Source organism: Oceanobacillus sp. FSL W7-1281, assembly GCF_037969835.1.
Taxonomy (GTDB): domain Bacteria; phylum Bacillota; class Bacilli; order Bacillales; family Amphibacillaceae; genus Oceanobacillus; species Oceanobacillus oncorhynchi.
Genome location: NZ_CP150214.1, coordinates 1,349,713 through 1,374,523, shown reverse-complemented (window position 1 = coordinate 1,374,523; position 24,811 = coordinate 1,349,713). Strand labels below are relative to the sequence as shown.

Genomic DNA, 24,811 nt, shown 5'->3' with positions numbered 1-24,811 from the left:
AGCTGCCCCCGTCATACAAAAAGGAGTAAATAATACATCTTTTATATGTTTATATTTAATTTTTTAGCTTCTGCAACCATATTTTCAATTAAAACTTCAACTGTTTGGCTTTTAGCTAATCTGGTACTTTGCCCGGACCAAAGAGACATGAAATCTGGATTATTTTCTGCAGAGGCAGCTTTTCTAATATCCTGCGTCAGTGTATTTTGAACAGGAAAATCCGGCAAATATACTTCATGATTTTGCATTTCTAAGATAAAATGATTTTTAACTCCCCGCGCCCATTTACCAGAAAAGGACCGGGTGTAGACCGTTTGATCCTCGCTAATGCTCAGCACGGCTTCCTTGTGGACCGGATGTGCTCCGCTTTCGACACAAGTCAGGAAGGCCGTCCCCATTTGCACTCCCTGTGCACCTAAACACATTGAAGCAGCTAATCCTCTCCCATCCATGATTCCTCCAGCAGCAACAGTAGGTATCGTTATCGCATCCGTCACTTGCGGGAGCAGGGACATTAAACCGACAGAATCAGAGCTTTCCTGTTCCTGATTAAGAAACCCTCCTCGGTGACCTCCAGCTTCACTTCCTTGGACCACGACCATATCCATTCCTGCCGCTTCATTTTGAACTGCCTCCATAACCGTTGTAGCAGTTCCCATCAGCGTTATATTATGTTGTTTTAATTCTGCAATCACTTCCTGGGATGGAATGCCAAAGGTAAAGGAGCAAATAGGAACCTGTTCTTCGATGACAACCTGAATCTGTTCTTTAAATGCTTCCAAAACTTCATTATAATCAGCAATTCCAAAGTTATCCTTATCAGGTAAATGTAATTGCTGACGAATTGTGGTTAAAGCCTGATTCGCAGCTTTCATACTATCTTCTGAAACATCGAATGGCTGAGGGACAAACAAATTAATTCCAAACGGCTTTGAGGTCACCTCCCGAATTTCCTTGATTTGATCCCGTATTTGCGCTGGAGCCATGTACCCTGCCCCAATCATCCCCAAACCGCCTGCATTCGAAGTCTCGGCTACTAATTTTGAAGTAGTCACCCCGCCAGCCATTGGTGCCTGTATAATCGGATACGCTATCTTTAAACATTTTATCATTTCATTACGTAGCATCATTTCCCGCCTCCCTGTTCTTTTCCTTCACGTCTCTATTTTTCTTATCATGCAGCATTTCATTGTGGACTTTATGGTTTTCGATTAAATAATGATATATAAATTATACAATTTTTTTGGTATATTGAATAATACGTAATTATGATATTGGATATCAATACATCAGATAACAGAGAGAAAAAGGAGGAAGGGTTCCTATGGATTTGCATTTATTAAACATTTTTCGTACGGTTGCGAGGCTGGGGAGTATTTCACAGGCTGCAAAAGAGCTCCAATATGCACAATCAAACATTACCATGAAAATACAGCAATTGGAGAAAAGCCTGCAAAGCCCCCTTTTTTATAGATATAATCGCGGGATGACATTGACGGACAAAGGAAGCTTGCTTTTAGCATACAGCGAAAAAATATTCCATCTGATAGAAGAGACAGAAGCGGCGATGAAGGATGATCAGACACCCGGCGGATCGTTAATTATCGGGTCCATGGAAACAACTGCGGCCGTGCGTTTACCGCTTTTTCTTTCAACGTATCATCAGACTTTTCCCAAAGTGGATTTAACCTTAAAAACAGGTCCTACCGAACAAAATATCCAGGGTGTGCTTCAGCATCAGATCGACGGTGCATTTATTGCCGCACCTGTTGAGCACCCTGCTCTCATCCAAAAGGAAGTATTCGAAGAGGAAATGGTTCTGATAACCGATACAAAGCATCCGGATATCGCTTCCATCAAAGATATTCAAACCGATACCGTACTCGTCTTCCGCTCAGGGTGTGCTTACCGGGAAAAGCTTAAACATTGGCTGCACCAGGAGGGGGTGATTCCTGCTAAAGTGATGGAGCTCGGAACAATGGAGGCAATTATTGGATGTGTATCGGCGGGACTTGGCCTAAGCATGCTTCCGTTAAGTGTTGTTTCTAAACATATACAAGAGGGAAGCCTGAAACAACATTCCATCCCTCATCCATACGAGAAAGTGAAAACCGTATTTATTTATAGAAAAGACAGGTATATTCCGGCATCTTTGACGGCATTTATCAACCTATTTCAGGAGAAGGTGAAGTCTTAATTAAGAAAAAACCGGACGCTACCGCCCGGTTTTTCTTTTCCCAGTCTCACGTCAGAACACTTTCCGAGACTTTTTCGTCCGCTTCATCTTTCACAATTTTGATAACCCTGGCCGGATTCCCGCCAACGGCTACATTATCCGGTACATCCTTCACAACAACCGCACCGGATGCAATAACCGCATTATCTCCGACAGTTACTCCCGGATTAATGACTGCACTTCCCCCGATCCACACATTGTTTCCAATCGTAATCGGCTTTGCGTATTCTTTTCCTGAATTACGCTCGATTGGGTCAATGGGATGGGTTGCGGTATAAATTTGAACGCCGGGCGCAAGCATGCAATTATCTCCAAATCGAACTTCACATACATCCAAAATCGTACAGTCGAAGTTGGCAAAGAAGTTTTCTCCTACGTAGGTGTTACTTCCGTAATCAAATCTGATGTTCGGCTCCATATAAACGTTTTCTCCAGTGGCACCAAGCAGTTCCTTCAATAATTTCGAGCGTTTTTCTTCTTCTGTTTCCAGCGTTTGATTATATAGCCGAACCTTCCCTCTCGCTTCTTGACGCTCTTTTAATAAAACGGAGTCCTCCGGATCGTACATCTCTCCAGATAACATTTTTTCTTTTTCTGTTTTCATATCCATAAGCTCCTTCATACTTTCTATCAAATTCATTCCATCTATGTTTTCTAATCGCTCGCTGGATTCCCGGCAATTAAAATATTATCGGGCACTTCCTTTATGACGACGGAATCCGAAACAACCCTATATCCATCGGCTTCTCCTATTACACAGTCAATTCTATCAAGTTACCTTCCGGGTCCTCAAAGACACTTTCATAATACCCGTCTCCAGTCACACGCGGACCATTTACAAGCGGGTAGCCATCCTTTTTTAATCTGGCAGTCATTTGGTCAACGAGCTCTTTGCTGCCCAGCGAAAGAGCAATATGAGCCCAGCCTAGCAGCTCAGCAGAAGCGGATTGTTCAATATCTGATCTACGCATGATTTCTAAGCGTGCAGATGTATCAAATGTTAGAAAATAGGATTCAAAGCCCTTCTTTTCATTATAATACTTCTCACCTGCAACCGCTTGAAAATACGTTTCATAAAATTCCTTCATCTTTTCTAAATCCTTCACCCAAATTGCCACGTGTTCTATTTTCATATTTTTTTCTCTCCCTTCGGATGGCCTCTCTTAACAAGAAATCCAGTCCGAGATTTTATAATCCATTTAAATAAGTATGCACCTGCTGGATATTGCTTTGTTCGTCACAAGTGCACTGAGTTAGTATCATTAAATCCATAATAACAGAATTCGTTCCTCTGCTCTTCCATTCTCTACAACAATTATGATGAATACTTTTATTCTATACTTGCTTGATACGCTTCGTACATTGCCTCCCAATCACTTTTATCTTTTTCTGTAATTTCTCTATGAACACTACAAGGATTCCCCAAAGCAACAACATTTTTTGGTATGTTCTTTGTCACGACAGATCCGGAACCAATTACACTTCCTCCACCAATAGTTACCCCTGGATTGATTACAACATCCCCTGCTATCCAAACATCATCTTCAATGATAACTGGCAAGGCATATTCTTGACCAGTATTTCTCCCCTCTCTATCAATGGGATGCAGCGCAGTGTAAATGCTGACTCTCGGACCAATTGCAACATTATTGCCAATATGAATCTTGTTTAAGTCTAAAAAAATACAGTTAAAATTGCAGAAAAAATTATCTCCCACGTAAATATGCAAGCCGTGACTGCAATAAAATGGAGGTTTGACAGTATAGTTTTCTCCTGTACTTCCAAATAGCTGTTTAATTAATTTCTTTCTTTTCGTATTTTCTTTTTCTGTTGTCTCGTTAAACAGTCTGGATAAATATCTCCCTTTCTCTTTCATGCTTTGAATCTTTTCGTCTGTTTTGTAGAGTTTTCCAGCAAGTAAATGATGCTAGTATAGTTTCATGGACACAACCTAGTTAAGTTTTTAAGAAATTGACAATACTAATAACGAAGGGTTGTGTCCATATGGGAAACAAAAATAATGGCAAAAAATATAATGAAGATTTTAAAAAGATGATTGTTGATCTTTATAATACTGGCAGCTCAGCTAGAGATTTAAGTAACGAATATGGCGTTTCTGAAGTAACTATATATGCTTGGGTCAAGAGATATTCTCCTATAAAAACAGAAGATGGTTCAACGGTTACTCCAGATGAAATGGTTAAAATGAAAAAACAAATGCTCCGTCTTCAGGAGGAGAATGACATCTTAAAAAAGGCTATGGCCATATTCGCGAAAAAATAAGTCTTTCTGAGCTGACAACGATGATAGAAAAACATTCCAATCACCATTCGATCCAAATGCTTTGTGATGTATTACATGTTCCTAGAAGTACGTATTACGATACATTAAATAAAACCGAATCAAATCGCAAAAAGGAAAATAAAATGTTGACCCAAGAAATTAAACGCATTTATACAGAAAGCAAACAGCGTTATGGTGCACCTAAAATCCATTATATTCTCCAAACAAAAGGTTTTCGGGTGAGTCTTAAACGTGTGCAGCGTCTGATGAAAGAAGCTGGTATTCGCTCCATTGTGATGAAGAAATTCAGACCAACACCAAGCAAAGAAACAATCATAGAGCGTGAAAATATCTTGAAACGAGACTTTTCAACAACCACGATGAATGAAAAATGGGTTGGAGATATTACGTATATCAACACATTAAAAGATGGCTGGTGTTACTTGGCTTCCGTTATGGATTTACACACAAAGAAGATAGTTGGATACGCTTTTTCACGATCCATGACAACCAATTTAATTTCAAGAGCTTTAGAAAATGCTTATCAAACTCAACAACCACAAGACGGATTAGTCTTTCATTCGGATTTAGGTTCCCAATATACCAGTGATGAATTTGCAAAAATGATTGATTCTTATCATATGACACATTCCTTTAGTCATAAGGGTTGTCCATACGACAATGCCTGCATCGAATCGTTTCATGCGATTTTGAAAAAAGAAGAAGTCAATCATGTAAGCTATATCAATTTTTATTCCGCTAAAGTAGCGTTATTCCAATATATTGAAGGGTGGTATAACCGCAAAAGAATACATGGAAGTATCCATTATCAAACACCACAAAAGCTAGAAAATAAGATAAAGGCAAGTGCGGCATAACGCAACACTTGATCCAGTGCACGGCTTTACATGGAGTGGCGGGCATGATAGCCTCTCGTGCAAAGCCAGTAACGTTTTAAATAAGCTGGTTTCCTGGCTTAGCAATCATGCCCGCAGAGGCTTCATGTCAAGCCCCCAGCGTTTTCCGGGAATCAGAATGAGAAAGCAGATTTTGACTTAACTATGTTGTGTCCGAAATATTGACATAGATCCATAAATTTTGATATTGTTTAGACATTGTCGTACTGTGACCTCCTTTAGACGACTTTTATATGAAGTTTAACATAAGTACGGTAATCTTTATAAAGTGAAACTTCCTTCAGTAGGCTTGAATCTCAATTACTCATCTCAACATAAAACATTTTAAAGGATTTATTAAATTAGTTTCACATCAATAAAAATTGTTAAATAAAGGAAAATCCTCTTCATTCATACCCTTCTCCTTTTATTAGATAAATAGAAATAATCAGTCCTCTATGGTATGGTAATATATGATATTATTTATCCACCATAACGAAGGAGGAGGTGTTACATAATGAAAAAGTATGTATTGATTATGATGACTTTATTTGTAAGCGCATTACTAATGGCATGCGGCGGAGAAAACGATGAAACGGAAGCTTCTGATACCAACACCGCTGGCACTCAGGAAGATGATAGTGAAAATCAAGAAGCGGGCGCAAATCTTCCGGAAGAAGTAACCCGTGATGCCGATGCTGAGCCAATTGAACTCGAAGACCAAATGGGGCTTGAAATGGGAGACAAAGGCTATGTCATCACACAATCAGAAAACCTTCCGCTTGCTGTAACGTTAAACAGTGTAGAAAAAACACAGGACCTTGGAGCAGAAACGAAAGACGGGGATGAATTTTACCTGGTCGGTGATTTTACATTCGAGAACCTGGGAGACAGTAATATAAAAATTGAAAAACCAGATGCAGCATTAGGTGCAGATGAATCCGTCATCCTGAATGACGAACTGACAAAAGGAGATCGGCTCGGAATGGGGGCTTGGTATCTCGATGACCAAAACAATATCGACTCCGACAATCCAACAAACGCAGCCTCCTTAGATCCTGGGGAAGAAGCAAATCATAAGATTGCTATTTCTATGCGTGAGAGTGCAGATGACTATATTATTTTCTTTGGTCTTTATACTTCAAATAACAGAGATTATCAGAATAAAGCTGCATGGACAGTCCAGTCTGACCAGATAGATGAAAATTAATCAGATGACTTTACGCAAAATTGGCATTGAAAAAGTCCAATAAGGAACTGGACTTTTTCGATGCCGACTGTTATTTTTAATATCTCATATAAAAGGGTTTTCCATTGAAGTATTATATTAGAAAGTTATTAATTCTTCCTCAAAATGTACCGTTCCCCCGCCGCAAGTACTTTTATGCTATATCGAAAAGATCAGCTGGGTTACCGTTAAAAACATTCATATTTGGCGCATCAACAATTTATACATTTATAATAAAATCAGTCTTGAAAATTATTTCCTTCTATTATTGACAACTTATATTAGAAAACTAAAAAATAACAGTATATTTTATTAGCCTTCATTATTGACTTGAAGTCAACTTCAAATGATAATATTAAGTTAACGTTACGATTGCGACGTTTTTTAAATAAGTAATCAACTCTGGATTGCAGGGGAAGCAATATAGAGAAAAAATATAAAGTGAAGGATGATTTTATACGCAATCACCTATAGAAATATTTAACTAATACGAACTCTCTAGCAGCTAACGCTTCATTATCCCTCAAGAAAATATACCATCATCGCGAAAGGAAGCGGATATAATGATACTGACATTAATTATTTCCCTTATTTTAGTCGGCGGCTTCTTTATTGGTCTGAAACAAGGATTGGTTCTACAATTTGTAAATATAACGGGCTTTATTGTTTCACTTGTCGTTGCCTATCTATTTTTTAATGATATTGCCCCGCATTTAAACTGGATCCCTTACCCCGGTGCAGCAGACAGTTATTTCGAACCCATTTATTATCAAAGTATTGCTTTTCTGTTCTTGCTTATCGGTACAAGAATTTTATGGAACATTCTGGGCTCCATCCTTCATTTTTTAGCAAACCTGCCATTGATAAATATCTTAAACAGCTGGCTTGGCGGAGCATTTGGTTTTGTAAAAGTATATTTGGTTGTTTTCCTTTTTCTAAATCTTGTCGCCTTCGTTCCCATCGTCTCTTTGCAACAGGCGGTTTCCGACTCAACACTGGCACAAACGATGATTGAGCGTACCCCAATTCTTTCTGAGAAGGTAGTAGAAACTGTAAATAACGCATGGAAACTCTAATTCATCTATAAAAGAGTCCTCCAATCCTTTTACTTGACCTAAAGTGAACTTTAAGTATTAGAATAGTCATTAAAGAATAAGGAGGTAGAAACCATGCAATCAAATTGGACACAAGAACAGCTTGAAACGTTCTCTACAGCGGATGATATGTATATCTCCCCGTTTTACAGCGATGGAAAAACATCTGGAACACCGACTTGGATCTGGTCTGTCGTAGCAGATAACAACCTGTATGTCCGTGCCTATAACGGCCAGCGTTCCAGATGGTATCAATCAGCCGTTGAACAAAAAGCAGGAAAGATAAAGTTAGCTGGACAAGAATATGACGTCACATTTGAACCAATGGATAATAATCCTGCGTTAACAGAAGAAATAGACGAAGCATATAGAAAAAAATATGGTTCCAGCATGTATCTTTCTCCAATGCTGAAAGAAGGACCCGTCAGTGCAACTGTAAAAATATTACCGCGCAATGTGTAATAGGATGATACAAAACCGGCTAATCAAAATATCGATTAGCCGGTTACTTTTTTATACGAAATTAATCAAGAGATTGATTTCTATAAACTGAAAATCCATCACACTATCAAAAATATAAACTACACTTTAAAGGCATCATTCATTCTTTTAATAAATTCTTGCACTACCGGAGAAAACATGACATTTTTTCGCCAGGCAAATACACATTGTGTTTCCAGCAACGGATTCAAGGGGATAAACCGGAAGCGTTCATCCTGCCGGGGGATAATTGCTCCTTCGATCGCAAGCGCGGAGGCTATTTTATTTTCAACTAATGAAAACACATTAAAAATCAAATTATAATCCCCGGCGATATTCAATTCGTTTAAGTCCTTATTCATCCACGTTGAAAGCATTTTTTGTACTTCTTTTCGAACTGGAGCGAGCAGCGGCACTCCAATTAAATCTTTTGGTTCCAGTGACGTTTTCTGAGCTAGAAAAGAGCTTTTTTCTACCAATAATCCCCATTTCTCTTTTTTTGGAAAAGAGACATAATCATACTTTTCCGTTGAGATTGGTTTTATTAATACGCCAACGTCTAATAATCCTCGATCCAGCTTATCAATAATATCCTCACCGGTACCACTGAAAATGCTAAATGTTACTTCAGGATAATCTGCAATAAATTCCTCCAGAATCATGGAAAGCGTGTCTGAATTATCTGCTTCAACACATCCGATAGAAAGATGTCCGCTAAATAATTGCTTACGCTGATTCATAAATTCCTGCGTTGTTTTATCAGATAAAGATAAAATTTCCTGAGCTCTGTCTACCAGGTACTCTCCAGCTTTAGTAAGTGTCATATTTCTTTTTTCACGAATAAATAATTCCGCACCCAGTTCTTCTTCCATCTCTTTTATTTGTCTGCTTAACGTAGGCTGTGTTATATGAAGAACCTCGGAGGCTTTTGAAATACTTCCCTCTTCAGCAATTACTAAAAAATAGCGCAATACTCTTAATTCCAATTTGATCTCCTCATTTTTATTGGGCTTTTTTGAATCCTATTTCATGCATTCTTTTCAATCCATTATAATTATTTCTGGTGGAAAAGTATAATAAATATAGCTGAATGAAGAAAGCTTGAATTCCTTCTCTGATTGCAATTTTTACTAAAGTTATTTTGAAAATGTACATAAAAAAACTTGGTTACTATGAAGCCATGAAGCAGCAACCAAGTTTGAACTTATGCAACAAGCATCATTTTTCTCATTTGTTTTCTACATTAATTTTCAAGTGATTCCCGAAGCATTTTTACTTCTTCCATGTTGAGGCTTGTTAATTGAGTGATTTCTTCATCCGAATAGTTTCTCTCTAACAGCTTGGTGGCAAAATTCCGTTCCGCTTCTACCCTGCCTTGCTTTATTCCCTGTTCTTTTCCTACTTCTACTCCTTCCTGTCTACCTTTTTCTATACCTTGTTTCATGCCTTGTTTCATGCCTTTTTCTAAGCCCTTTTTTGTTGCCTCTTCCTCGATTTCTCTAAACAGTCTTCCAAATGTCGGCGTATCTCTCAATTTTTCCATTCCCATGATTTTTCCTTCCTCCTTTTCGTTTTCTGCGATTGGTAATGATTCATACAGTTTTTCCTGTAATTCCGCTGGGACCTGCAGAATATAATCGATAAAATACAATAGGGCTGAAAGATAGGTGTCTCGGTGTGAATATTTTTCGAGTGCCATACTGATAAGCTGCTGCTTAAATTGGAACCTTTTTTCATCATCCTTCTCTGTTCTGCCTGAGTTTTCACTAACATAGATTCCTGCAAGCACTGCTAAAGCGAATGGATTATCAGATTTTTTCAGTTTCTCCTTATCCTTTCCGTAAAATCGATAGACATTGTATAAGTAAGTTAATTCTGTTCCGTAGAAAGAATAACGAAACGTATCTTCATAATGCTGGTGACTTGCATCTGTCAGCAGGGCGATGGAATAAATCGGATGCTTATGTTTGTCATAGATTCGATAAAAGTACTTAAACATGCGTTCAGCAAAGTCTTGCTCTCCAATAGCCTGCACTTCAATATGGACGAAGACGTATTTTTCTTCACCGTTCTTCAGCGTCACTTTGGCTAACCTATCTGAATATTTCCTGCCTTTTCTTGAATTAATTACAAACTGAAAAAGTTCTATATTCGGGAAATCTACTTCTTTTTCAAAATCAATTTCCGGATACAGATCGGGTGCAAAAAATTCCATAAATTCTTGAAACAGTTCTTCAATCAAATTTTTCCAAAGCCCGTCATAGTCCGTATTCTTTGCATCATAGCTGACGGTATTTTCTTTTACTGTCGTTATCATTAGTTTATCACATCCCCAGGTAATATTAAATTTGCTTTTAATCATAGCGGCTATGTATGGGGAATGCAAAACGGTAAAATAGGATTTCCTGCTTGAAAAACCGCTGTATAAATGACGTTTTAACTAAGGTTTGTGTCTTTTTCGATGACAATAGGAAGTTCATATTGCATTTTTCATGTTTTTTTATAATATTAAAGCCAATTGTTTTTTACTTATCCAAGGTTACGTTCCATTCAACATCCTTCCTCGATATAGAGAGCTTAGTCGAAGTATATTTCCTCTTTACCACAAAAAAGACTCCCTTTATATGAAAAGAGAGGGTTCATCCTATCTCTTCATATTAAAGGGAGCCAATTGCGGTCAAACCTATATTTAAGATTGTCATCATTTTTTTGATTATATGCTAGTCTTCCACTTATTCTTCATCAAAAATGTCTTTTGCTAAATTAAAGGCAGACCAAGCTTTTGGCCACCCTGTATAAAATGCAACATGCGTAATCAATTCCACGATTTCTTCTTTGGTTACGCCATTTTGTTTTGCTATTTTCAAATGCGCTTCTAATTGCGGTACACCTTGAGTCATTAAGCTTGCACAGGTAATCATGCTGCGGTCACGCGGAGACAATTCAGACTCTCTAGACCACACTTCACCAAATAAAACATCATCATTCAATGCTGCAAATTGAGGAGCAAATTCTCCTAAATTATCACGACCTGCTGTTTGTTTCTTTGCCATGATTCATCCCTCTTTCTATTATTTATTTTCTTCTAATTTCAGGTAAATTTCATCCGATACAGGCTCCAGCCATTCTGGTGTCCCAGCTGTGATAGCAATATGCTCAAACCAGCTGTCCTTGGTTGCACCATGCCAATGCTTGACACCGTCATGTGTTACGACCACATCACCAGGCTTTAAGAATTGCGCCGGTTTTCCTTCTTCCTGATACCATCCTTCGCCGCCGGTTACCAGCAATAATTGATAACCGTCATGATGGATATGCCAATTGTTACGGCATCCAGGTTCGAATGTGACATTACCGACACCTACGTTGATTTCCGGATCGGCTACTAAGCTTTGCAAATAGCTTTGCCCTACAAAATATTGTGCAAATGCATCATTTTTTTCTCCAGCTGGAAAAATCACACCATTTTTAACTTCTTCATTCTTTGCCATTCTTTATTCCTCCCATTTCGGATATGGATCTAAGAAATTTCTGCTTTCTCTTGTTACGTTTTTCTCCTTCCAAGTTATCTATTCTAGAACTGAATAAACGGCTGGAAAGACTGTATCTATACTTATTATCTTTTTCAATTTCTATTTTACTGCTGCGTTTCTTTATCGTCTAATGCCTATTAAATTTGTGAATATGCTTATAAGGCATTACCTCTTCTATTTTAGGTATTATACACCAGTGCCATTCTTTGTTAATCTAAACTATAAAAAGTAAAAGAGAAACTAATGAATAGGGTGATCGAATTACATGGAATCAGCAAATAGCATTTCTAAAAATACAATTTCAAATTCCAGAAAAATAGCTATAAGTACCCTATTAGGTATTTTAGCGGCTTTTGGTTCGTTGACGGTCGATATGTATCTGCCGAGTTTTCCAACGATTGCTAATGAGTTTGGAACAAGCGCTTCCAATGTCCAGTTAAGCTTGACCTTTTGTTTGTTAGGCCTTGCAGCCGGGCAAATTGTCTTTGGTCCATTAAGTGATAAGCGCGGGAGAAAAATTCCGCTTATTTCTGCATTGATTCTTTATGTATTTGCTTCTGTCTTATGCATCTTCGCTCCCTCCATCTGGCTTTTCATTGCTGCCAGATTTTTTCAAGGGTTGACTGCTTCAGCAGGAGTTGTCATTTCCAGAGCAATCGTCCGGGATATCTATTCTGGTAAGGATTTAACCAAACTATATGGATTAATCACCCTCTTTGTTGGAGTCGGGCCTATTTTAGCTCCCATTATCGGCGGAGCGGTTCTTAACTTCACAAATTGGCAGGGTATTTTTCTGTTGCTGGGCTTTCTGACGTTAGCCATATTGGCATTTATCTTTATCGTTCTGCCCGAAACAAATCCAGCCTCCAATCGGGTCGATGGAAGTATCAAAGAAACCTTGATGACGTTTGGCAAATTAACAAAGAATAAACGATTTTTAGGCTACGGACTGACTCAAGGGTTAATCATGGCAGGTGTATTTGCTAATGTTTCCGGTACACCGTTTATTTATCAGTCCATTTACGGGGTATCACCGCAAATGTTCAGCTTCTTGTTTGCTTTAAATGGCGCCGGAATTATTCTTGGCACCAGAATCATTGGTCGGATTACTAAAAAAATAGAGGAAGATAAACTCCTTTACATCGGACTGTGCATCTCTACTTTATTTAGCATTATTTTATTTTTCATGACCTGGATACAGGCACCTTTACCTTTGATTGTTATTCCTTTATTTATGGTTGTTTCCTGTACCGGGATTAGCACGCCTTTAACTTTTTCTTTAGCTATGCGCAATCAGAAAAAGCATGCAGGAAGCGCATCTGCTTTCTTAGGAATTCTGCCTTATCTATTAGGCGGCATCGCGATCCCTTTTGTAGGGATTGCCGGAGAAAATACAGCTGTTCCAATGGGGATCACCATGGTGATTGCCAATCTCGGCGGATTGTTAAGCTATCTGCTATTTGTACGTAAAAATCCTTCAGCTTAACATGTGAAAAGGCATTCCAGACTAACGAATCTGGAATGCCTTTTTCAACTGTTCTTATCTTTCACTTCTCTTCCGATGTCGTCCATTTTACAACGAGGGATATCTCTACCAAATTCCGTACAAGACTTCTACAGGAAAGACTCACTTCACAGCAGGACAATTTTTTACTTAACTAGACTGATTTCCTTCCCAATAAGGATTTGCATATCCATATGGGTTAGAACGAGGGAAATTATCAATCGCCATACCTGTGATGACTCCACCCAAAAATGGGACACCATATTGGAAAACTGGATTTCCATAATACGGACCTCCAAAACCTGGTCCAATAAAGCCGGGGCCATAAAAACCCGGGCCGAATCCCGGACCAAATCCTGGGCCGAAAAATCCCGGTCCCCACGGCCCCGGTCCTCCAAAAAAGAGCCGGGAATCCATCATTCCATGTTGATTATATTGTTGTGCAGAAGGCATATGCATCTCATCCATATTCATGCTCATTCCTTTCTCTTTTCACATCCACTTTTAATGTATGCGTTCACCTAGAAAAGGAATGGGCTTGGATTCTCGTTCTATTTCTCAATTGCTATTTAAAAAGAAAGACTATAAACCTTTTAATATAGAATCGATAAGGTCTATAGGCTTTCTTCAATTATTTACATGTAACAGCACAGTATATAAATTCTTAAACGCTTAGTGCAAGTACAGATCATCTATAATCTGTTCCTCGCTCCAATCTTCAGGATAGTAAGTCGGCCATTGGTCAACTTCCTCCAAAAGTTCGTCTTTGTCATCTCCCCAATAAATATGGAAATGAGAAGATTTCTGTGGTGCGATGATATGGTCGCTGAACTGAATGTTCTGAGGTGCTTCCTCATCGCCTTCTTCTAATTCAAACAGGAATCGGACACCACGATTTCCTGCTTCATATTCAAGGATTTCGTAGCCGTCATATGCATAGGTTCCTGAATAGGTTGTATCCCCTTCATGGAAGGTAAACTCACCATCTTCTGTAATTTCGATGTTATCTACATCTGTTGCATAACCTGTGTCATAATACTCCTTGTACTCTTCAAATGTCATATCGTCACTTTCTTCAGCTCGATGCTCATACACTTCGTCAAGAGCACCTTCTTCAAAGTAAGGGTAGATGGATTTCCACTCTCCAGCCCAATCCGAAATATCTCTGTCTTCCACATCTTCATCATCAAAGTAGCCTTCATACACATCCCCATCGTGGTCATCAATTACTACGGTGACAGGCTCCGTTTCACTGATGACTTCATGGTCTTCACCATATAATGTCGCCTTTATCTGCTGGTGGTTTACTGCTTCAGATTCGAAAGTTTCTCCATCTCCGCCGTCAGCTTCTTCCCATTCCCCTTCATCGCCGCCTCTGACATACCAATGCCAATGACCGTCTCCTTCACCTTCAGCTGAGACTGCTGTAAGATTTAATGTATCGCCAGTGTGATAATGGGCATTGAATCCTTCAATCTCAGCACCGCCAGCTTCTGCATTTTCTTCGGACTCATGATCATGCTCATGTTCCTCTTCTTCGGCTGCCTCTGTATCCTCGGTTGTTTCTTCTTCCGTAGCTGCTGCTTCCTCCGACCCGGTATCTTCTTCGTCTGCAGTATCTTGACATGCTGCAAGCACCAGTGCCAGAAATAATATTCCTGCAATTCTGAGCAAGTTTTTACTCATTCAAATTCTCCCCTTCTTTATGTAAATAGTAACGATTACGTTTTACATATTACCATCATATTTAAAAGAATACAATAGGGGAATGGATATAAATTTTTTACTATTTTAAAAAGTGTTCATTTTAATAGGTTTATTTTGGGTGATTGAGTAGAAATTTCTATGTGCTTATTACTTGTTATTATTAGTGGTTAGCCATCACCTGCTTCTCTATCGCTGAAACCAAAATACAGATTTTAATACTCTATATTTTCGTCTTTGTCTCCAAACACAGAATACTTGTGAAGTTGTTTAAATAAGTGTTTTTTATCTTTTTTTCTTTGCAGCAGCAATACACACTACATTAAATTTCAATCCCCTACATTGACATATCGTGAAAGTTCGATATATAATAACCACCATGGAACCCATTGATGTATTTAAGGCGTTATCAAATGAAACTCGACTGAACATTTTGAAGTGGTTGAAGGAACCGGAGAAGCACTTCCCTAAACAAGGCGCTCATCTGCCTAAGGGAGTAAGCGTTAAAGGAGGAGTATGTGTTGGCGATATTCAAGAAAAAGCGAAAGCTTCTCAATCTACGGTTTCCCAATACCTGAATATGATGCAAAATGCAGGTCTCTTAGAATCTGTTCGTTATGGTCAATGGACTTATTATCGGCGAAACGAAGAAACATTATCTCGGTTAGCTGAATATTTTAAAACAGAAATCTAAGTCGATGACAGGTTTCTGTTTTTTTATGTGTCTTTATATCGATAATTCTAGATATTCAAATATAATGATTTAGGAGGATATTATTTCATGCGTTACTTAGCATATATTTTAGCAGTATTAGCAGGAACAGCACTCAGCTTCGAAAGCGCAATATACGGGCAGCTTGGAGAATCGATAGGAGAGCTGGAAACCAGTTTTTATAACTTCTTTATGGGGACACTCATTATGGGGTTATTATGGTTATTCTTTGGAAAAGGGAAGCTTTCCTATGCGATGGAGGCACCAAAATGGTCTCTGCTCGGAGGAATCTTAGGCGTTGTATATTTAACAGCTATCGTGATCAGCGTTCCTTTTGTTGGAGTTGGCATAACAATGGTTACCGTAATTATCGGTCAACTGATTATGAGTATGGTGATTGAACACTATGGCTGGTTTGGCATTAAACAAACCAAAATTAATAAGGAAAAAGTATTTGCAGTTATTTCTATGATAATTGCTCTTATATTAATTAACTAGGAGGTCTACTAATGGAGATATTAATGATTCTATTTACTTTATTAGGTGGTATCACATTAAGCGCGCAATCATCCGTCCATGGAACATTCAGCCAAAAAGCCGGAACCATTGAAACGACGTTTTTAACTATGTTAACCGGATTAGTATTTCTGACAATTATTATTATATTTTTTAGCCAAGGTAATGTACTTGGGATTCTTTCGGCACCAGCATGGCAGTTAAGCGCTGCATTTTTAGGCACAGGGTTCTTACTTCTCTCTGTCATAGCTGTTCCAAGAATTGGCGTCATCGCGGCCAATGTTGCTATTATCAGCGGACAGCTTGGAATTAGTGTGATTATTGATCATTTTGGATGGTTCGATAGCTTAGTCATCCCGTTAGATTGGAAGCGTCTTATTGCGATGGTATTTATGATAATTGCTGTTTACTTCATTTATAAAGGAAATAAACGCTCTATCGCGGAAGCTAAATCATGATTTTTAACTAACTATTAAAAAGAAGCTGCTATGATTATTTCATGGCAGCTTCTTTTTTTATAAAACTTTATTTTCTTTTAGTAATTCTTTTACCCTTGGAATAACCTTTTCCCCGTAAAGAGTATCTTCAAATAATTATTGAACTGTATATCCTCCATCCACAGATATTGATTGACCAATGACATAGGTTGCGGCCGGTGAACATAACCAGTGGACAACGGAAGCAACCTCCTCTGCTTTACCTATACGGCGAATAGGGAGTTGATTGATTAATTCCTCCATTGCATCACTTTCATTAATTAACATATTTTCAACCATTGGCGTTTCAATGATTCCTGGTAGAACTGCGTTAACCCGGATGCCTTTTGAAGCAACTTCTAAGGCAGTACTCTTCGTTAATCCAATTACTCCGTGTTTAGATGCGTGGTATACGGAACGGCCAGGAACACCGACAATTCCTCCCATGGAAGAACAGTTAACGATAGCTCCTTCGCTACCTTGTTTCTCAAATTGTTTCAATTCATATTTCATGCAGAGCCAAACGCCCTTCGCATTAACATCCATTACATCATCGAAAACGTCTTCTTCTAAATCAACTGTGTCTGTGACCGGGTTTTGAATACCAGCATTGTTAAATGCATAATCTAATCTTCCAAATGTATCAACTGTTTTTTCTACCATTGCTTTAACAGCTTCTTCGTTTGAAACATCACATTGAATAGCTATCGCTTGATAACCCGCATCAACTAAGGCTTGTGCTTCTTGTTTAGGCTCGTTTATATCCACTAAGGCCACACTTGCTCCTTCTTTTGCAAACAATTGTGCCGTTGCCAGTCCCATTCCGCCTTTTGCTCCAGTTGCCAGTGCTACTTTACCTTTCATCGTTGTCATGAAAACCACTCCTTATGATTTAATGAGAATACGCTTGTACCTCTGCGTTATTTTCTCTTACAAAACAAATGTTAAGCCTTCCAGTCAACTCGAGGTCAAGCGCTTTTATAAAATTTTTTAAATCATATAGTTTATTAAGGCTTTTGACACTCAGAATATATCACGATACCCTAGAGTTATATCGAAGTCTATATTTTAAAAAAGAAAGGTGCGTAATGATGAAGACATATTCTATCAGTGAGGCTGCTAAAGAATTGAATCTGACTGTATATACCCTGCGTTACTACGATAAAGAAGGGCTTATGCCTTTTGTAGAACGTACAGCTAGCGGGACAAGAGTGTTTAAAGAATCCGATATCCAAACTTTAAATGTCATTGAATGTCTAAAGGATACAGGGATGCCTATTAAGGAAATTAAAACATTTATTGATTGGATTTCTGAGGGAGATTCCACATTGCAACAAAGATATGACATGTTTATCGAACGAGAAGCTACGGTAGAAGCACAGTTGGAAAAAATGAACAAGACGATGGAGGTCATCAAGCATAAACGTGGGTATTACAAGACAGCCTTGGAGGCAGGAACGGAAGCTATTCATAAAAAAGATGAAACTGAAATTCCTATGGACTAATGTATGTTCAATCATTTCCGGAAATGAATGACCCGGTGGATTGGCAATCAGAAATGGCTATTGATTTGAAAAGATATGAATATTTTCAAGCGGTGTTTCTGTTTAATTTTGGTTAATCAATACTTGTACTATTTTAAAAAAAGTTATGGAATATAGTATTCTTTGTCATAAAGACGCCCCTATGTAGATTGTATGTTTGTTAACATTCTACATAGGGGCGTCTTTTTTATGTATATTATTGGTTAATCAACACTCGTGATTTAAAAATGCAGAAGTACTAAAGCCTCAAACTCACCTCCCACCTAAAATTCTTAGGAGTTTTTTAGGAAGGAGCCCTCTTGGCTGAAACAATAGACTTTTCCGTATCTATCCGTATTTTAATGAATCCTATGATTCATTGTATCCAACTCCTTTCATTTCAGCTAATGTAAGAATAACCCTCCTAACCTGACATCTAGTGTGTCAGGATTAAAAAATACTTTTGAAATTTTGGATGTTAAATGAATAAAAGGTGTCAAATGGAGTTTCCAGCACCTGTCGCTTTACAGATTTTTAAACATATGGAAATATACTTTGTCAATCTATCAACATATCGACCTATCGACAAATTTTTTAATAGATTCTAAAATGGTTGAATAACTATAATAGAAGGAGGAGGTAGCATTATCTTTTCAAAACAAGGAAAACGAGGCTTAAAAAAGTTTCTGTTTGTTTCTATCATTTTGGGAATTGCCCTAACAGGTATGACTATTTCCCATCATGCAGCAGAAGCAGCAAATACGCGCATTTATATCGATCCAGGACACGGCGGATCTGACCCAGGAGCATCAGCGAACGGATTACAGGAAAAGGATGTAACGCTGGATATCGCATTGAGGACCAGAGACATTTTAAATGAGCAGTATAGCGGTCACACGATTAAGCTTTCCCGGACGTCCGACGTTACCAAGTCATTAAATGCGAGAACTAATGAAGCAAATAATTGGGGAGCTAACTTTTTTGTTTCCATACATATCAACGCAGGTAATTCTACAGGCTATGAATCTTTCACATGGAACGGAAGCTATGAAAATAAGGAGAGAACCAACGCCATAAGAAATACAATCCATAATGAAACGGTGGAACAGACAGGATTCACCGATCGCGGGAAAAAACAAGCCAATTTACATGTCTTACGTGAATCAAGTGCACCAGCCATTTTAACGGAAAATGGGTTTATCGATAATGCAGCAGATGCGGACAAGTTGAAAAGTGCTGCATCTATAGAAAAAATAGCACAAGGGCATGCAGATGGAATAGCCAAAGCGCTTGGGTTGCCTGCGAAATAAACTATGTTCTTTTCTAATAAATGAATCAGTTTAATAAAACGAAGCTTCATTCAGTGGGTTAGCTCACCTGATCTCCCGCCTAAATAAATTCATTCTTACTCTTTATTTGGAGGCGGGAGTTTTGCGAGCGGGTTCTCCGTGGTAAAACATCAGAAAAAAGAAAGCATTCCAAGATATTTAACCTGGAATGCTTATTAGCTTTAGTAAACCTTTTATTTTAACGTTCTACATCATCTTCTAATTTTATCCTTTGTTTTTCCTGATTATAAAAAGCTTCAATCCTTTGCTGCTCTTCTTTCATAAGTGGTAAAGCAAAATTATAAAATTTCTCAATATCACGTTCACTGGGAATTTCTTTCGTTTGAGCTTCATGTAATATTTCAGTATATATGTTACGGTCTTCTTTTTTTATAATAAGTGGCGGCAAATCATTTTCAATTAGTACGTAATTCATGATCATACGGCCTGTTCGGCCATTCCCATCAGAAAAAGGATGTATTTTTTCAAAAGCAATATGCCCTTCCAATATCGCCTTTGTTCTTTCTTCGTCTGAATCAGCATTCTCTATTCGATATTTTAAGTTTCCAACTAATTGATCTATTAATCCAGATACTTTTTCAGGTGGCGCTGTTTGAAAATCCACACCCTTAATATAATTAACATCTGTTTTAAACTGTCCTTTGTCGTGCTGCAATCGATCAGTTAATTGTTCATGTATATCTTTAATCACAGAAATGGATAAAGGTATATTGTTTTGTATGTTATTCATGACATAGTCAAATGCTGTTTCATGATTTAAGACTTCAAAATACTCTCTTTTAGTGATTTTAGAGTTATTAGGCAAAGTTTGATCGATAATAATCGTAGCTGTTTCAGGTAATGAAATGGTATTCCCTTCCAAGGCGCTCGAATGATGTGCCAATCTCACCAAAACATCACTTATATAATCGGGTGTCAATTTGTTAAGTAGAAGATCCAAGGTGTAATCCCTCCTTAAAAACACTTCATAAGAACATCATAGCACACGTTTCAATCGTACGTCTAAAACACAAAAGCAATATTATATTCTTTTTAATCTTTATAATCTATCCCAATCAATTTCACTCAAGTCCTCTGTCTCTTCATTTTCAAAATGTTTCATTCGATCAAGAACTCCAGTACTTTGCAAATAAAGTGTTTCCTGTATAGCGTTCCAATCTCTTTTACTGACAAGAACAGCGCCATCATCATTTTTTTCGCATGTAATTTCAATCGATGTGTTATTATTATTAACTTGTTTAATCAATTGGTAAAGGTTTTGCTTTGCTTTTTTCGGATTGAAACTTAGCATGATAGTTCCTTCTTTCTTTTACGATTGATAACACTACAAATTGTAGCGTACGTTATTATCTCCGTCAGCCTTTAATCTGCAATTTACCGGACATATTCTTTCATTTCCAGGCAGAGAATGCACCTTTACTCTTTGTAATAGACAAGCTGGCTGGTTGTAGCTAGCAATTTACCTGCTGGGCTCCACATTTCCGCTGTCTGGTCAAAGAAGCCATCGCGGTATTGAGACGCACGAGCATGGCCTAACAACTCTTTATTGCCGTGTTCTGCAAGTGTCTCCGAATCGATATGGAAATAAACAGTGAGTGAAACAGTGCCAATGGGTACCATTTGTTTGCGTTGCACGTAAATACGCGGGAAAAATGCATCGCACATCGCCGCAAGTGATAAGAAATCAATGGTTCTTCGCGGTTTATCCTGAATCCATTGGAGTGTGACAGAATCAGAAATGTCTTTTGTATTTGGTTGTGAAAAAGAAAATGGTGACCCTTGAACAATCTTCATATCGTAGTTATGTACCCAAGGGGGCATTCCTTCTAACGGAAAATTTTTAACTTCGTTGACAGTTGGTACATCCGGAAACTTCATCTCTGAAGCAGACCATGTGTCGCGACGACTTGCAAGAACGGCAGTACCCGTAATAATAATATCCGTTTCTTGATAGAGTTCAATAAACCAATGCTGTGTGGAGCGATTCGTTCTAACCGGTGTAGCCTTGATGTTGAAATTACCATCTGAAACTGGAGCTGCATAGTTAATAGTCAGGGCAACCGGCTCTCCTTTTCGCTCCGGATGCTCCATTACAGCTCTAAGAAGCGTAGCCGCAATGACACCGCCAAACGGTCCAACCATATTGGCATACCGTTCTGATGTGTGACCGTAGTAAATCCCAGATTCCATAGTCAACTGTGTGGCTGTATCAAATGGATGATTTTGTTCATTACATTTCATAATACATCTCCCCTATTTTTAAGATAAATGTTCAAAAATTAAAATATTATTATATTAATTACATTATTAACTTTTCATTCCTCTTTTAAAAAACAGGCAATGTCCAGACACAAATAGAATAGAATCAGGATCTCTGCAACAAGATTTAATTTTACTCCGGCTCCGGTAACGATATCTTTGAACTGATACCGAACTCTTTCACTATTTAACTTCGTATTTAAAGCGCTCTCTTTTCATAGGTATCCTGCTCCGTTCCCCGGCTACTCTATTTATTGCTGTAATAATGAACCGCAGTATTCACATTTTTTAGTTTGTCCTTCAGCAATTTTTTCCTTCGCTCCACAGCCTTGGCATGTAATAACACGATAGTTTTTTTGCTTTTCTTCTTCATAAGCAGCCATATCCCGTTCTTTTCTATCAGGTAAAATAATTTCAGAAGTTGCTGCATCGATATATGTATTTGGGAAATAGCCACGATCAATCATTTTTTCTAAATCTTCCCGTGTCTCCTGTATGGTTACCCCAACTGCACGCGAGATTTTCTCCATGGATTTCTCCCCTTGGTTAATAACAATTGCAATATACATTTGGAATTTTCTTCCTTCCTCCTTCATACTCTGAGATTTTATATAGAGCAAAATTCCTGGTAAAGCAAATAACAGCATCCCATAAAAGAAGGTTCCAATTGTACCATAACTGCTAAAGGCACTGAACACCGAAAACACCCCAAGTATCATTAATACAAGCGATGTTGTTCTGACAGTCCCACTATTCTTTAAAGTTGCTGTCCTGTCAGAGTTCATCCTCCTCACTAGTAAATAGATACCTACTGGCCAGAAAGCAATACACCAAAACACAATCCATCCCCACGAAATTTGTTTTTTTTCTACATCCATTTGAATTCCCCCAAAAAAATTAAAAATCACAAATCATACCTTCTTTATCCTAGCTTCAATATAACTATACCATTTTTCAAGCTAAAATTTGATGATTTTCATCGTTTATTACGCACCCATTTTTATTCAAAAGAATTGCTCTTTCGTAAGCAAAAGGAAGTAACAAAAATGCTATGTAGAGAGTTTTGAAACATACTTATTTTTCATCGTTGTCTTAAATGCTGATGAATAATAAATATAATATACTTTTGACTAATAGTTAAAAATATATTACATTCCTTTAAAAGGAGTCTGATGCTGTTCAATATTTAGGAATCGCCGCTTTTTATCATGATGTTGTTAAATAAAAAAACTGACTAGCTGCACTCCGATCTAAAAATGGTCTCAGAAATGATCAAAGTGAGCAGGCAAAACGTCATGCATAAATTGTACACATAAAATAGTCCGTTGATTTATACCAATAAAGCAATTGTGTTTGATTTTATAAAAAAAGAGAGGTGTTTAGATGTCTTTTATTTTCTGGATAGCAGTTTTGGGTATTTTTGCTAGTGGTTTTTTGATATACTTTTTTGAAAAAAAGAACCCAAAATAGGACTTGCATTTATAGAACTTAAATTTATAAAGGAATTCGCCTCAGGCATGAGGTTGTATCTATGCTTTTATAAAATATTAAGCTATAATAGCCACATATTAGCATGTGAAAGAGATTAAATCAGCTTGCCTATAGAGGCATTTATCCCTTTGCTATCTCGTTAATTGCGGAGTACTCTCAGCTACACACCATTTGAGAAGGAGAAACATATGGCAGAATTACTAAAAAACAAGTATAATTACGAGTCCGTTCACGAGCTGGCTTTAAGTATTCGATCTGTATATCATCCGTTTCAAGTTGATGATTTTGTCAACGACATTATGGACGAAAGATGGAATGAGTTAGGATTGAAAGCACGTATGCGGCAAATTGCTATAAGATTAGGAAAGTATTTACCAGCCGATTATGAACAGGCGCTTGGTATCCTTGATGAGGTCATTGCGGGTTATCCTGCAGGATTTAACGACTTTACTTTAATGTATTTACCAGATTTTGTTGAAGTCTATGGGCAGGATGAACGCCATTGGGATCTGTCAATTGCTGCTTTAGAAAAATATACCTCGTCCTCCTCTTCTGAGTTCGCCGTGAGACCATTTATCATAAACTATGAAGAGCGTATGATGTCCCAGATGGCTGCCTGGGCAAAGCATGACAATGAGCATGTCCGGCGGCTTGCCAGTGAAGGCTGCCGTCCTCAACTGCCATGGGGACAAGCATTAGCCAGTTTCAAAAAAGACCCATCGCCAGTTCTTGGTATTTTAGAACAGCTTAAAGCTGACCCATCACTGTATGTTCGTAAAAGCGTGGCCAATAACCTAAACGATATTTCCAAAACACATCCTGACCTGGTTGCAGAAATTGCCAAGGATTGGTACGGTCAAAACGAGCATACGGATTGGATTGTAAAGCACGGGTGCAGGACACTTCTTAAAAAGGCCAACAGGGATGTATTGGCCATCTTTGGTTTTGCAGATGCAGATTACGTGAATATTGACGCCTTTGCTCTAGGCGCTACGTCTATTTCCATTGGCGGGAATATGGTCTTTTCTTTTAAGATTGAGGCAAAAAAAGCAACCAAGGTTCGGCTGGAATATGGCATTGATTATGTAAAAGCAAACGGAAAGCGAAACCGTAAAATATTCCAAATATCCGAGCTTTCTTTAAAGAAAAACGAAACGAAGACTTACACAAAAAAACATTCTTTTGCAAATTTAAGTACAAGGAAGCATTATACAGGCATCCATTCGGTTACGCTTATTGTAAACGGCGTCGAGCAGGGTACGCTGGATTTTGAAGTGTTAGCTGCTAATAAATAGTCTAACCTTGGATTCCATTTAGCGGCTCTATCATTTTCAATATCTAGTACTTCTATTCATGTTACTTCACTATTTTTGATAAAAATATAATAAAAGGCTATAAATCCTTGTAAAGCAAAGATTTATAGCCCTTTATTATCATTCAATATCTCGACAATACAATATAGTGCACTACCGTTGATATCATGCGGACTGCAAAAAAATTTTATTGTTTGAATTCTTCTCCTACCCC

27 protein-coding genes and 1 pseudogene are annotated in these 24,811 nt (G+C 38.0%); 12 read left to right on the top strand and 16 right to left on the bottom strand.

The features are described 5' to 3' along the window. Positions 1–41: 41 nt before the first annotated feature. Positions 42–1,127, bottom strand: a complete 1,086-nt coding sequence (locus tag MKX55_RS06975; protein ID WP_339238449.1) for a nitronate monooxygenase — start codon at positions 1,125–1,127, stop codon at positions 42–44. 197 nt (positions 1,128–1,324) lie between these two features. Between MKX55_RS06975 and MKX55_RS06970 the strand changes: the two genes are divergently transcribed. Further along, on the top strand, positions 1,325–2,197 hold the full coding sequence (locus tag MKX55_RS06970) for a LysR family transcriptional regulator (protein WP_339237129.1): 873 nt from the start codon (positions 1,325–1,327) through the stop codon (positions 2,195–2,197). A 46-nt stretch (positions 2,198–2,243) separates the two neighbouring features. Here MKX55_RS06970 and MKX55_RS06965 read toward each other — a convergent pair whose 3' ends face one another. From MKX55_RS06965 to MKX55_RS06950, 4 genes and pseudogenes are all read right to left on the bottom strand, one after another. Beyond that, complete coding sequence (locus tag MKX55_RS06965; RefSeq protein WP_339237126.1) at positions 2,244–2,840, bottom strand: sugar O-acetyltransferase; 597 nt, start codon at positions 2,838–2,840, stop codon at positions 2,244–2,246. A 148-nt stretch (positions 2,841–2,988) separates the two neighbouring features. Beyond that, the gene (locus tag MKX55_RS06960; RefSeq protein ID WP_339237124.1) at positions 2,989–3,369 is read right to left on the bottom strand and encodes a VOC family protein; all 381 of its coding nucleotides are present in this window, start codon (positions 3,367–3,369) and stop codon (positions 2,989–2,991) included. Positions 3,370–3,566: 197 nt separating this feature from the next. After that, positions 3,567–3,953, bottom strand: a complete 387-nt coding sequence (locus MKX55_RS06955; protein WP_339238447.1) for a DapH/DapD/GlmU-related protein — start codon at positions 3,951–3,953, stop codon at positions 3,567–3,569. Between the two features lie 66 nt (positions 3,954–4,019). Continuing rightward, positions 4,020–4,142: pseudogene (locus MKX55_RS06950) on the bottom strand (maltose acetyltransferase domain-containing protein); the annotation flags it as partial. A 98-nt stretch (positions 4,143–4,240) separates the two neighbouring features. On the opposite strand from MKX55_RS06950, the gene MKX55_RS06945 reads away from it, so the two are divergent. The 4 genes from MKX55_RS06945 (at position 4,241) to MKX55_RS06930 (ending at position 8,199) form a co-directional block, all read left to right on the top strand. After that, a protein-coding gene (locus tag MKX55_RS06945) for an IS3 family transposase (protein ID WP_339234313.1) occupies positions 4,241–5,397 on the top strand; the annotation gives its coding sequence in 2 pieces (ribosomal slippage) (positions 4,241–4,481 and positions 4,481–5,397; 1,158 coding nt in all). Between the two features lie 535 nt (positions 5,398–5,932). Beyond that, positions 5,933–6,625, top strand: a complete 693-nt coding sequence (locus tag MKX55_RS06940; RefSeq protein WP_339237121.1) for a hypothetical protein — start codon at positions 5,933–5,935, stop codon at positions 6,623–6,625. A gap of 581 nt (positions 6,626–7,206) precedes the next feature. Then, entirely contained in the window at positions 7,207–7,719 is a 513-nt protein-coding gene (locus tag MKX55_RS06935) for a CvpA family protein (RefSeq protein ID WP_339183514.1), read from the top strand. Between the two features lie 93 nt (positions 7,720–7,812). Further along, complete coding sequence (locus MKX55_RS06930) at positions 7,813–8,199, top strand: DUF2255 family protein (RefSeq protein ID WP_339237118.1); 387 nt, start codon at positions 7,813–7,815, stop codon at positions 8,197–8,199. A gap of 119 nt (positions 8,200–8,318) precedes the next feature. Here MKX55_RS06930 and MKX55_RS06925 read toward each other — a convergent pair whose 3' ends face one another. The 4 genes from MKX55_RS06925 to MKX55_RS06910 all read right to left on the bottom strand — a co-directional run bounded on the left by MKX55_RS06925 (position 8,319) and on the right by MKX55_RS06910 (position 11,708). Continuing rightward, complete coding sequence (locus tag MKX55_RS06925) at positions 8,319–9,203, bottom strand: LysR family transcriptional regulator (RefSeq protein ID WP_339237115.1); 885 nt, start codon at positions 9,201–9,203, stop codon at positions 8,319–8,321. A gap of 257 nt (positions 9,204–9,460) precedes the next feature. Beyond that, entirely contained in the window at positions 9,461–10,534 is a 1,074-nt protein-coding gene (locus MKX55_RS06920) for an Rpn family recombination-promoting nuclease/putative transposase (RefSeq protein WP_339237112.1), read from the bottom strand. Positions 10,535–10,949: 415 nt separating this feature from the next. Then, positions 10,950–11,270, bottom strand: coding sequence for a carboxymuconolactone decarboxylase family protein (locus MKX55_RS06915; protein WP_339183507.1), 321 nt, complete (start codon positions 11,268–11,270; stop codon positions 10,950–10,952). A gap of 18 nt (positions 11,271–11,288) precedes the next feature. Beyond that, positions 11,289–11,708 (bottom strand): cupin domain-containing protein, encoded by a 420-nt coding sequence (locus MKX55_RS06910; protein ID WP_339237110.1) that lies wholly within the window; start codon positions 11,706–11,708, stop codon positions 11,289–11,291. A gap of 307 nt (positions 11,709–12,015) precedes the next feature. Here MKX55_RS06910 and MKX55_RS06905 point away from each other — a divergent pair, with 307 nt between their 5' ends. After that, complete coding sequence (locus tag MKX55_RS06905; protein ID WP_339237108.1) at positions 12,016–13,236, top strand: multidrug effflux MFS transporter; 1,221 nt, start codon at positions 12,016–12,018, stop codon at positions 13,234–13,236. Positions 13,237–13,404: 168 nt separating this feature from the next. On the opposite strand, the gene MKX55_RS06900 is transcribed toward MKX55_RS06905, so the two are convergent. Both MKX55_RS06900 and MKX55_RS06895 read right to left on the bottom strand, forming a co-directional pair. After that, positions 13,405–13,734 carry a hypothetical protein gene (locus MKX55_RS06900; protein ID WP_339237106.1) on the bottom strand — a complete coding sequence of 110 codons (330 nt, stop codon included), beginning with the start codon at positions 13,732–13,734 and terminating at the stop codon, positions 13,405–13,407. Positions 13,735–13,926: 192 nt separating this feature from the next. Continuing rightward, positions 13,927–14,940 (bottom strand): ZinT/AdcA family metal-binding protein, encoded by a 1,014-nt coding sequence (locus MKX55_RS06895; RefSeq protein WP_339237103.1) that lies wholly within the window; start codon positions 14,938–14,940, stop codon positions 13,927–13,929. A 397-nt stretch (positions 14,941–15,337) separates the two neighbouring features. On the opposite strand from MKX55_RS06895, the gene MKX55_RS06890 reads away from it, so the two are divergent. From MKX55_RS06890 to MKX55_RS06880, 3 genes are all read left to right on the top strand, one after another. Continuing rightward, complete coding sequence (locus MKX55_RS06890; protein ID WP_188733458.1) at positions 15,338–15,652, top strand: metalloregulator ArsR/SmtB family transcription factor; 315 nt, start codon at positions 15,338–15,340, stop codon at positions 15,650–15,652. Positions 15,653–15,739: 87 nt separating this feature from the next. Then, positions 15,740–16,168 (top strand): DMT family transporter, encoded by a 429-nt coding sequence (locus MKX55_RS06885; RefSeq protein WP_339183492.1) that lies wholly within the window; start codon positions 15,740–15,742, stop codon positions 16,166–16,168. Positions 16,169–16,179: 11 nt separating this feature from the next. Then, positions 16,180–16,644, top strand: coding sequence for a DMT family transporter (locus MKX55_RS06880; protein ID WP_339237098.1), 465 nt, complete (start codon positions 16,180–16,182; stop codon positions 16,642–16,644). A gap of 135 nt (positions 16,645–16,779) precedes the next feature. Here the strand turns inward: MKX55_RS06880 and MKX55_RS06875 are convergent, their stop codons facing one another. Then, on the bottom strand, positions 16,780–17,535 hold the full coding sequence (locus tag MKX55_RS06875) for an SDR family oxidoreductase (protein WP_339237096.1): 756 nt from the start codon (positions 17,533–17,535) through the stop codon (positions 16,780–16,782). Between the two features lie 218 nt (positions 17,536–17,753). Between MKX55_RS06875 and MKX55_RS06870 the strand changes: the two genes are divergently transcribed. After that, entirely contained in the window at positions 17,754–18,167 is a 414-nt protein-coding gene (locus tag MKX55_RS06870; RefSeq protein ID WP_339238445.1) for a MerR family transcriptional regulator, read from the top strand. Positions 18,168–18,910: 743 nt separating this feature from the next. Beyond that, complete coding sequence (locus MKX55_RS06865; protein ID WP_339237094.1) at positions 18,911–19,495, top strand: N-acetylmuramoyl-L-alanine amidase; 585 nt, start codon at positions 18,911–18,913, stop codon at positions 19,493–19,495. Between the two features lie 217 nt (positions 19,496–19,712). On the opposite strand, the gene MKX55_RS06860 is transcribed toward MKX55_RS06865, so the two are convergent. The 4 genes from MKX55_RS06860 to MKX55_RS06845 all read right to left on the bottom strand — a co-directional run bounded on the left by MKX55_RS06860 (position 19,713) and on the right by MKX55_RS06845 (position 22,671). After that, positions 19,713–20,474, bottom strand: a complete 762-nt coding sequence (locus tag MKX55_RS06860) for a Fic family protein (RefSeq protein ID WP_339237093.1) — start codon at positions 20,472–20,474, stop codon at positions 19,713–19,715. A gap of 99 nt (positions 20,475–20,573) precedes the next feature. After that, positions 20,574–20,825 carry a type II toxin-antitoxin system Phd/YefM family antitoxin gene (locus MKX55_RS06855; RefSeq protein ID WP_339237091.1) on the bottom strand — a complete coding sequence of 84 codons (252 nt, stop codon included), beginning with the start codon at positions 20,823–20,825 and terminating at the stop codon, positions 20,574–20,576. Between the two features lie 125 nt (positions 20,826–20,950). Beyond that, positions 20,951–21,775: a thioesterase family protein gene (locus tag MKX55_RS06850; protein ID WP_339237089.1), complete on the bottom strand. Its 825-nt coding sequence runs from the start codon at positions 21,773–21,775 to the stop codon at positions 20,951–20,953. A gap of 269 nt (positions 21,776–22,044) precedes the next feature. Then, on the bottom strand, positions 22,045–22,671 hold the full coding sequence (locus tag MKX55_RS06845; RefSeq protein ID WP_339237087.1) for a hypothetical protein: 627 nt from the start codon (positions 22,669–22,671) through the stop codon (positions 22,045–22,047). A gap of 801 nt (positions 22,672–23,472) precedes the next feature. On the opposite strand from MKX55_RS06845, the gene MKX55_RS06840 reads away from it, so the two are divergent. After that, positions 23,473–24,579, top strand: coding sequence for a DNA alkylation repair protein (locus MKX55_RS06840; RefSeq protein ID WP_339237085.1), 1,107 nt, complete (start codon positions 23,473–23,475; stop codon positions 24,577–24,579). Positions 24,580–24,811 lie beyond the last annotated feature (232 nt).

Bases quoted from the DNA above. Each gene is read 5' to 3' on its own strand.
- MKX55_RS06975 (WP_339238449.1), bottom strand. From the start codon at position 1,127: ATGCTACGTAATGAAATGATAAAATGTTTAAAGATAGCGTATCCGATT.
- MKX55_RS06970 (WP_339237129.1), top strand. From the start codon at position 1,325: ATGGATTTGCATTTATTAAACATTTTTCGTACGGTTGCGAGGCTGGGG.
- MKX55_RS06965 (WP_339237126.1), bottom strand. From the start codon at position 2,840: ATGAAAACAGAAAAAGAAAAAATGTTATCTGGAGAGATGTACGATCCG.
- MKX55_RS06960 (WP_339237124.1), bottom strand. From the start codon at position 3,369: ATGAAAATAGAACACGTGGCAATTTGGGTGAAGGATTTAGAAAAGATG.
- MKX55_RS06940 (WP_339237121.1), top strand. From the start codon at position 5,933: ATGAAAAAGTATGTATTGATTATGATGACTTTATTTGTAAGCGCATTA.
- MKX55_RS06935 (WP_339183514.1), top strand. From the start codon at position 7,207: ATGATACTGACATTAATTATTTCCCTTATTTTAGTCGGCGGCTTCTTT.
- MKX55_RS06930 (WP_339237118.1), top strand. From the start codon at position 7,813: ATGCAATCAAATTGGACACAAGAACAGCTTGAAACGTTCTCTACAGCG.
- MKX55_RS06920 (WP_339237112.1), bottom strand. From the start codon at position 10,534: ATGATAACGACAGTAAAAGAAAATACCGTCAGCTATGATGCAAAGAAT.
- MKX55_RS06915 (WP_339183507.1), bottom strand. From the start codon at position 11,270: ATGGCAAAGAAACAAACAGCAGGTCGTGATAATTTAGGAGAATTTGCT.
- MKX55_RS06910 (WP_339237110.1), bottom strand. From the start codon at position 11,708: ATGGCAAAGAATGAAGAAGTTAAAAATGGTGTGATTTTTCCAGCTGGA.
- MKX55_RS06905 (WP_339237108.1), top strand. From the start codon at position 12,016: ATGGAATCAGCAAATAGCATTTCTAAAAATACAATTTCAAATTCCAGA.
- MKX55_RS06900 (WP_339237106.1), bottom strand. From the start codon at position 13,734: ATGAGCATGAATATGGATGAGATGCATATGCCTTCTGCACAACAATAT.
- MKX55_RS06895 (WP_339237103.1), bottom strand. From the start codon at position 14,940: ATGAGTAAAAACTTGCTCAGAATTGCAGGAATATTATTTCTGGCACTG.
- MKX55_RS06890 (WP_188733458.1), top strand. From the start codon at position 15,338: ATGGAACCCATTGATGTATTTAAGGCGTTATCAAATGAAACTCGACTG.
- MKX55_RS06885 (WP_339183492.1), top strand. From the start codon at position 15,740: ATGCGTTACTTAGCATATATTTTAGCAGTATTAGCAGGAACAGCACTC.
- MKX55_RS06880 (WP_339237098.1), top strand. From the start codon at position 16,180: ATGGAGATATTAATGATTCTATTTACTTTATTAGGTGGTATCACATTA.
- MKX55_RS06875 (WP_339237096.1), bottom strand. From the start codon at position 17,535: ATGACAACGATGAAAGGTAAAGTAGCACTGGCAACTGGAGCAAAAGGC.
- MKX55_RS06870 (WP_339238445.1), top strand. From the start codon at position 17,754: ATGAAGACATATTCTATCAGTGAGGCTGCTAAAGAATTGAATCTGACT.
- MKX55_RS06865 (WP_339237094.1), top strand. From the start codon at position 18,911: ATGACTATTTCCCATCATGCAGCAGAAGCAGCAAATACGCGCATTTAT.
- MKX55_RS06855 (WP_339237091.1), bottom strand. From the start codon at position 20,825: ATGCTAAGTTTCAATCCGAAAAAAGCAAAGCAAAACCTTTACCAATTG.
- MKX55_RS06850 (WP_339237089.1), bottom strand. From the start codon at position 21,775: ATGAAATGTAATGAACAAAATCATCCATTTGATACAGCCACACAGTTG.
- MKX55_RS06845 (WP_339237087.1), bottom strand. From the start codon at position 22,671: ATGGATGTAGAAAAAAAACAAATTTCGTGGGGATGGATTGTGTTTTGG.
- MKX55_RS06840 (WP_339237085.1), top strand. From the start codon at position 23,473: ATGGCAGAATTACTAAAAAACAAGTATAATTACGAGTCCGTTCACGAG.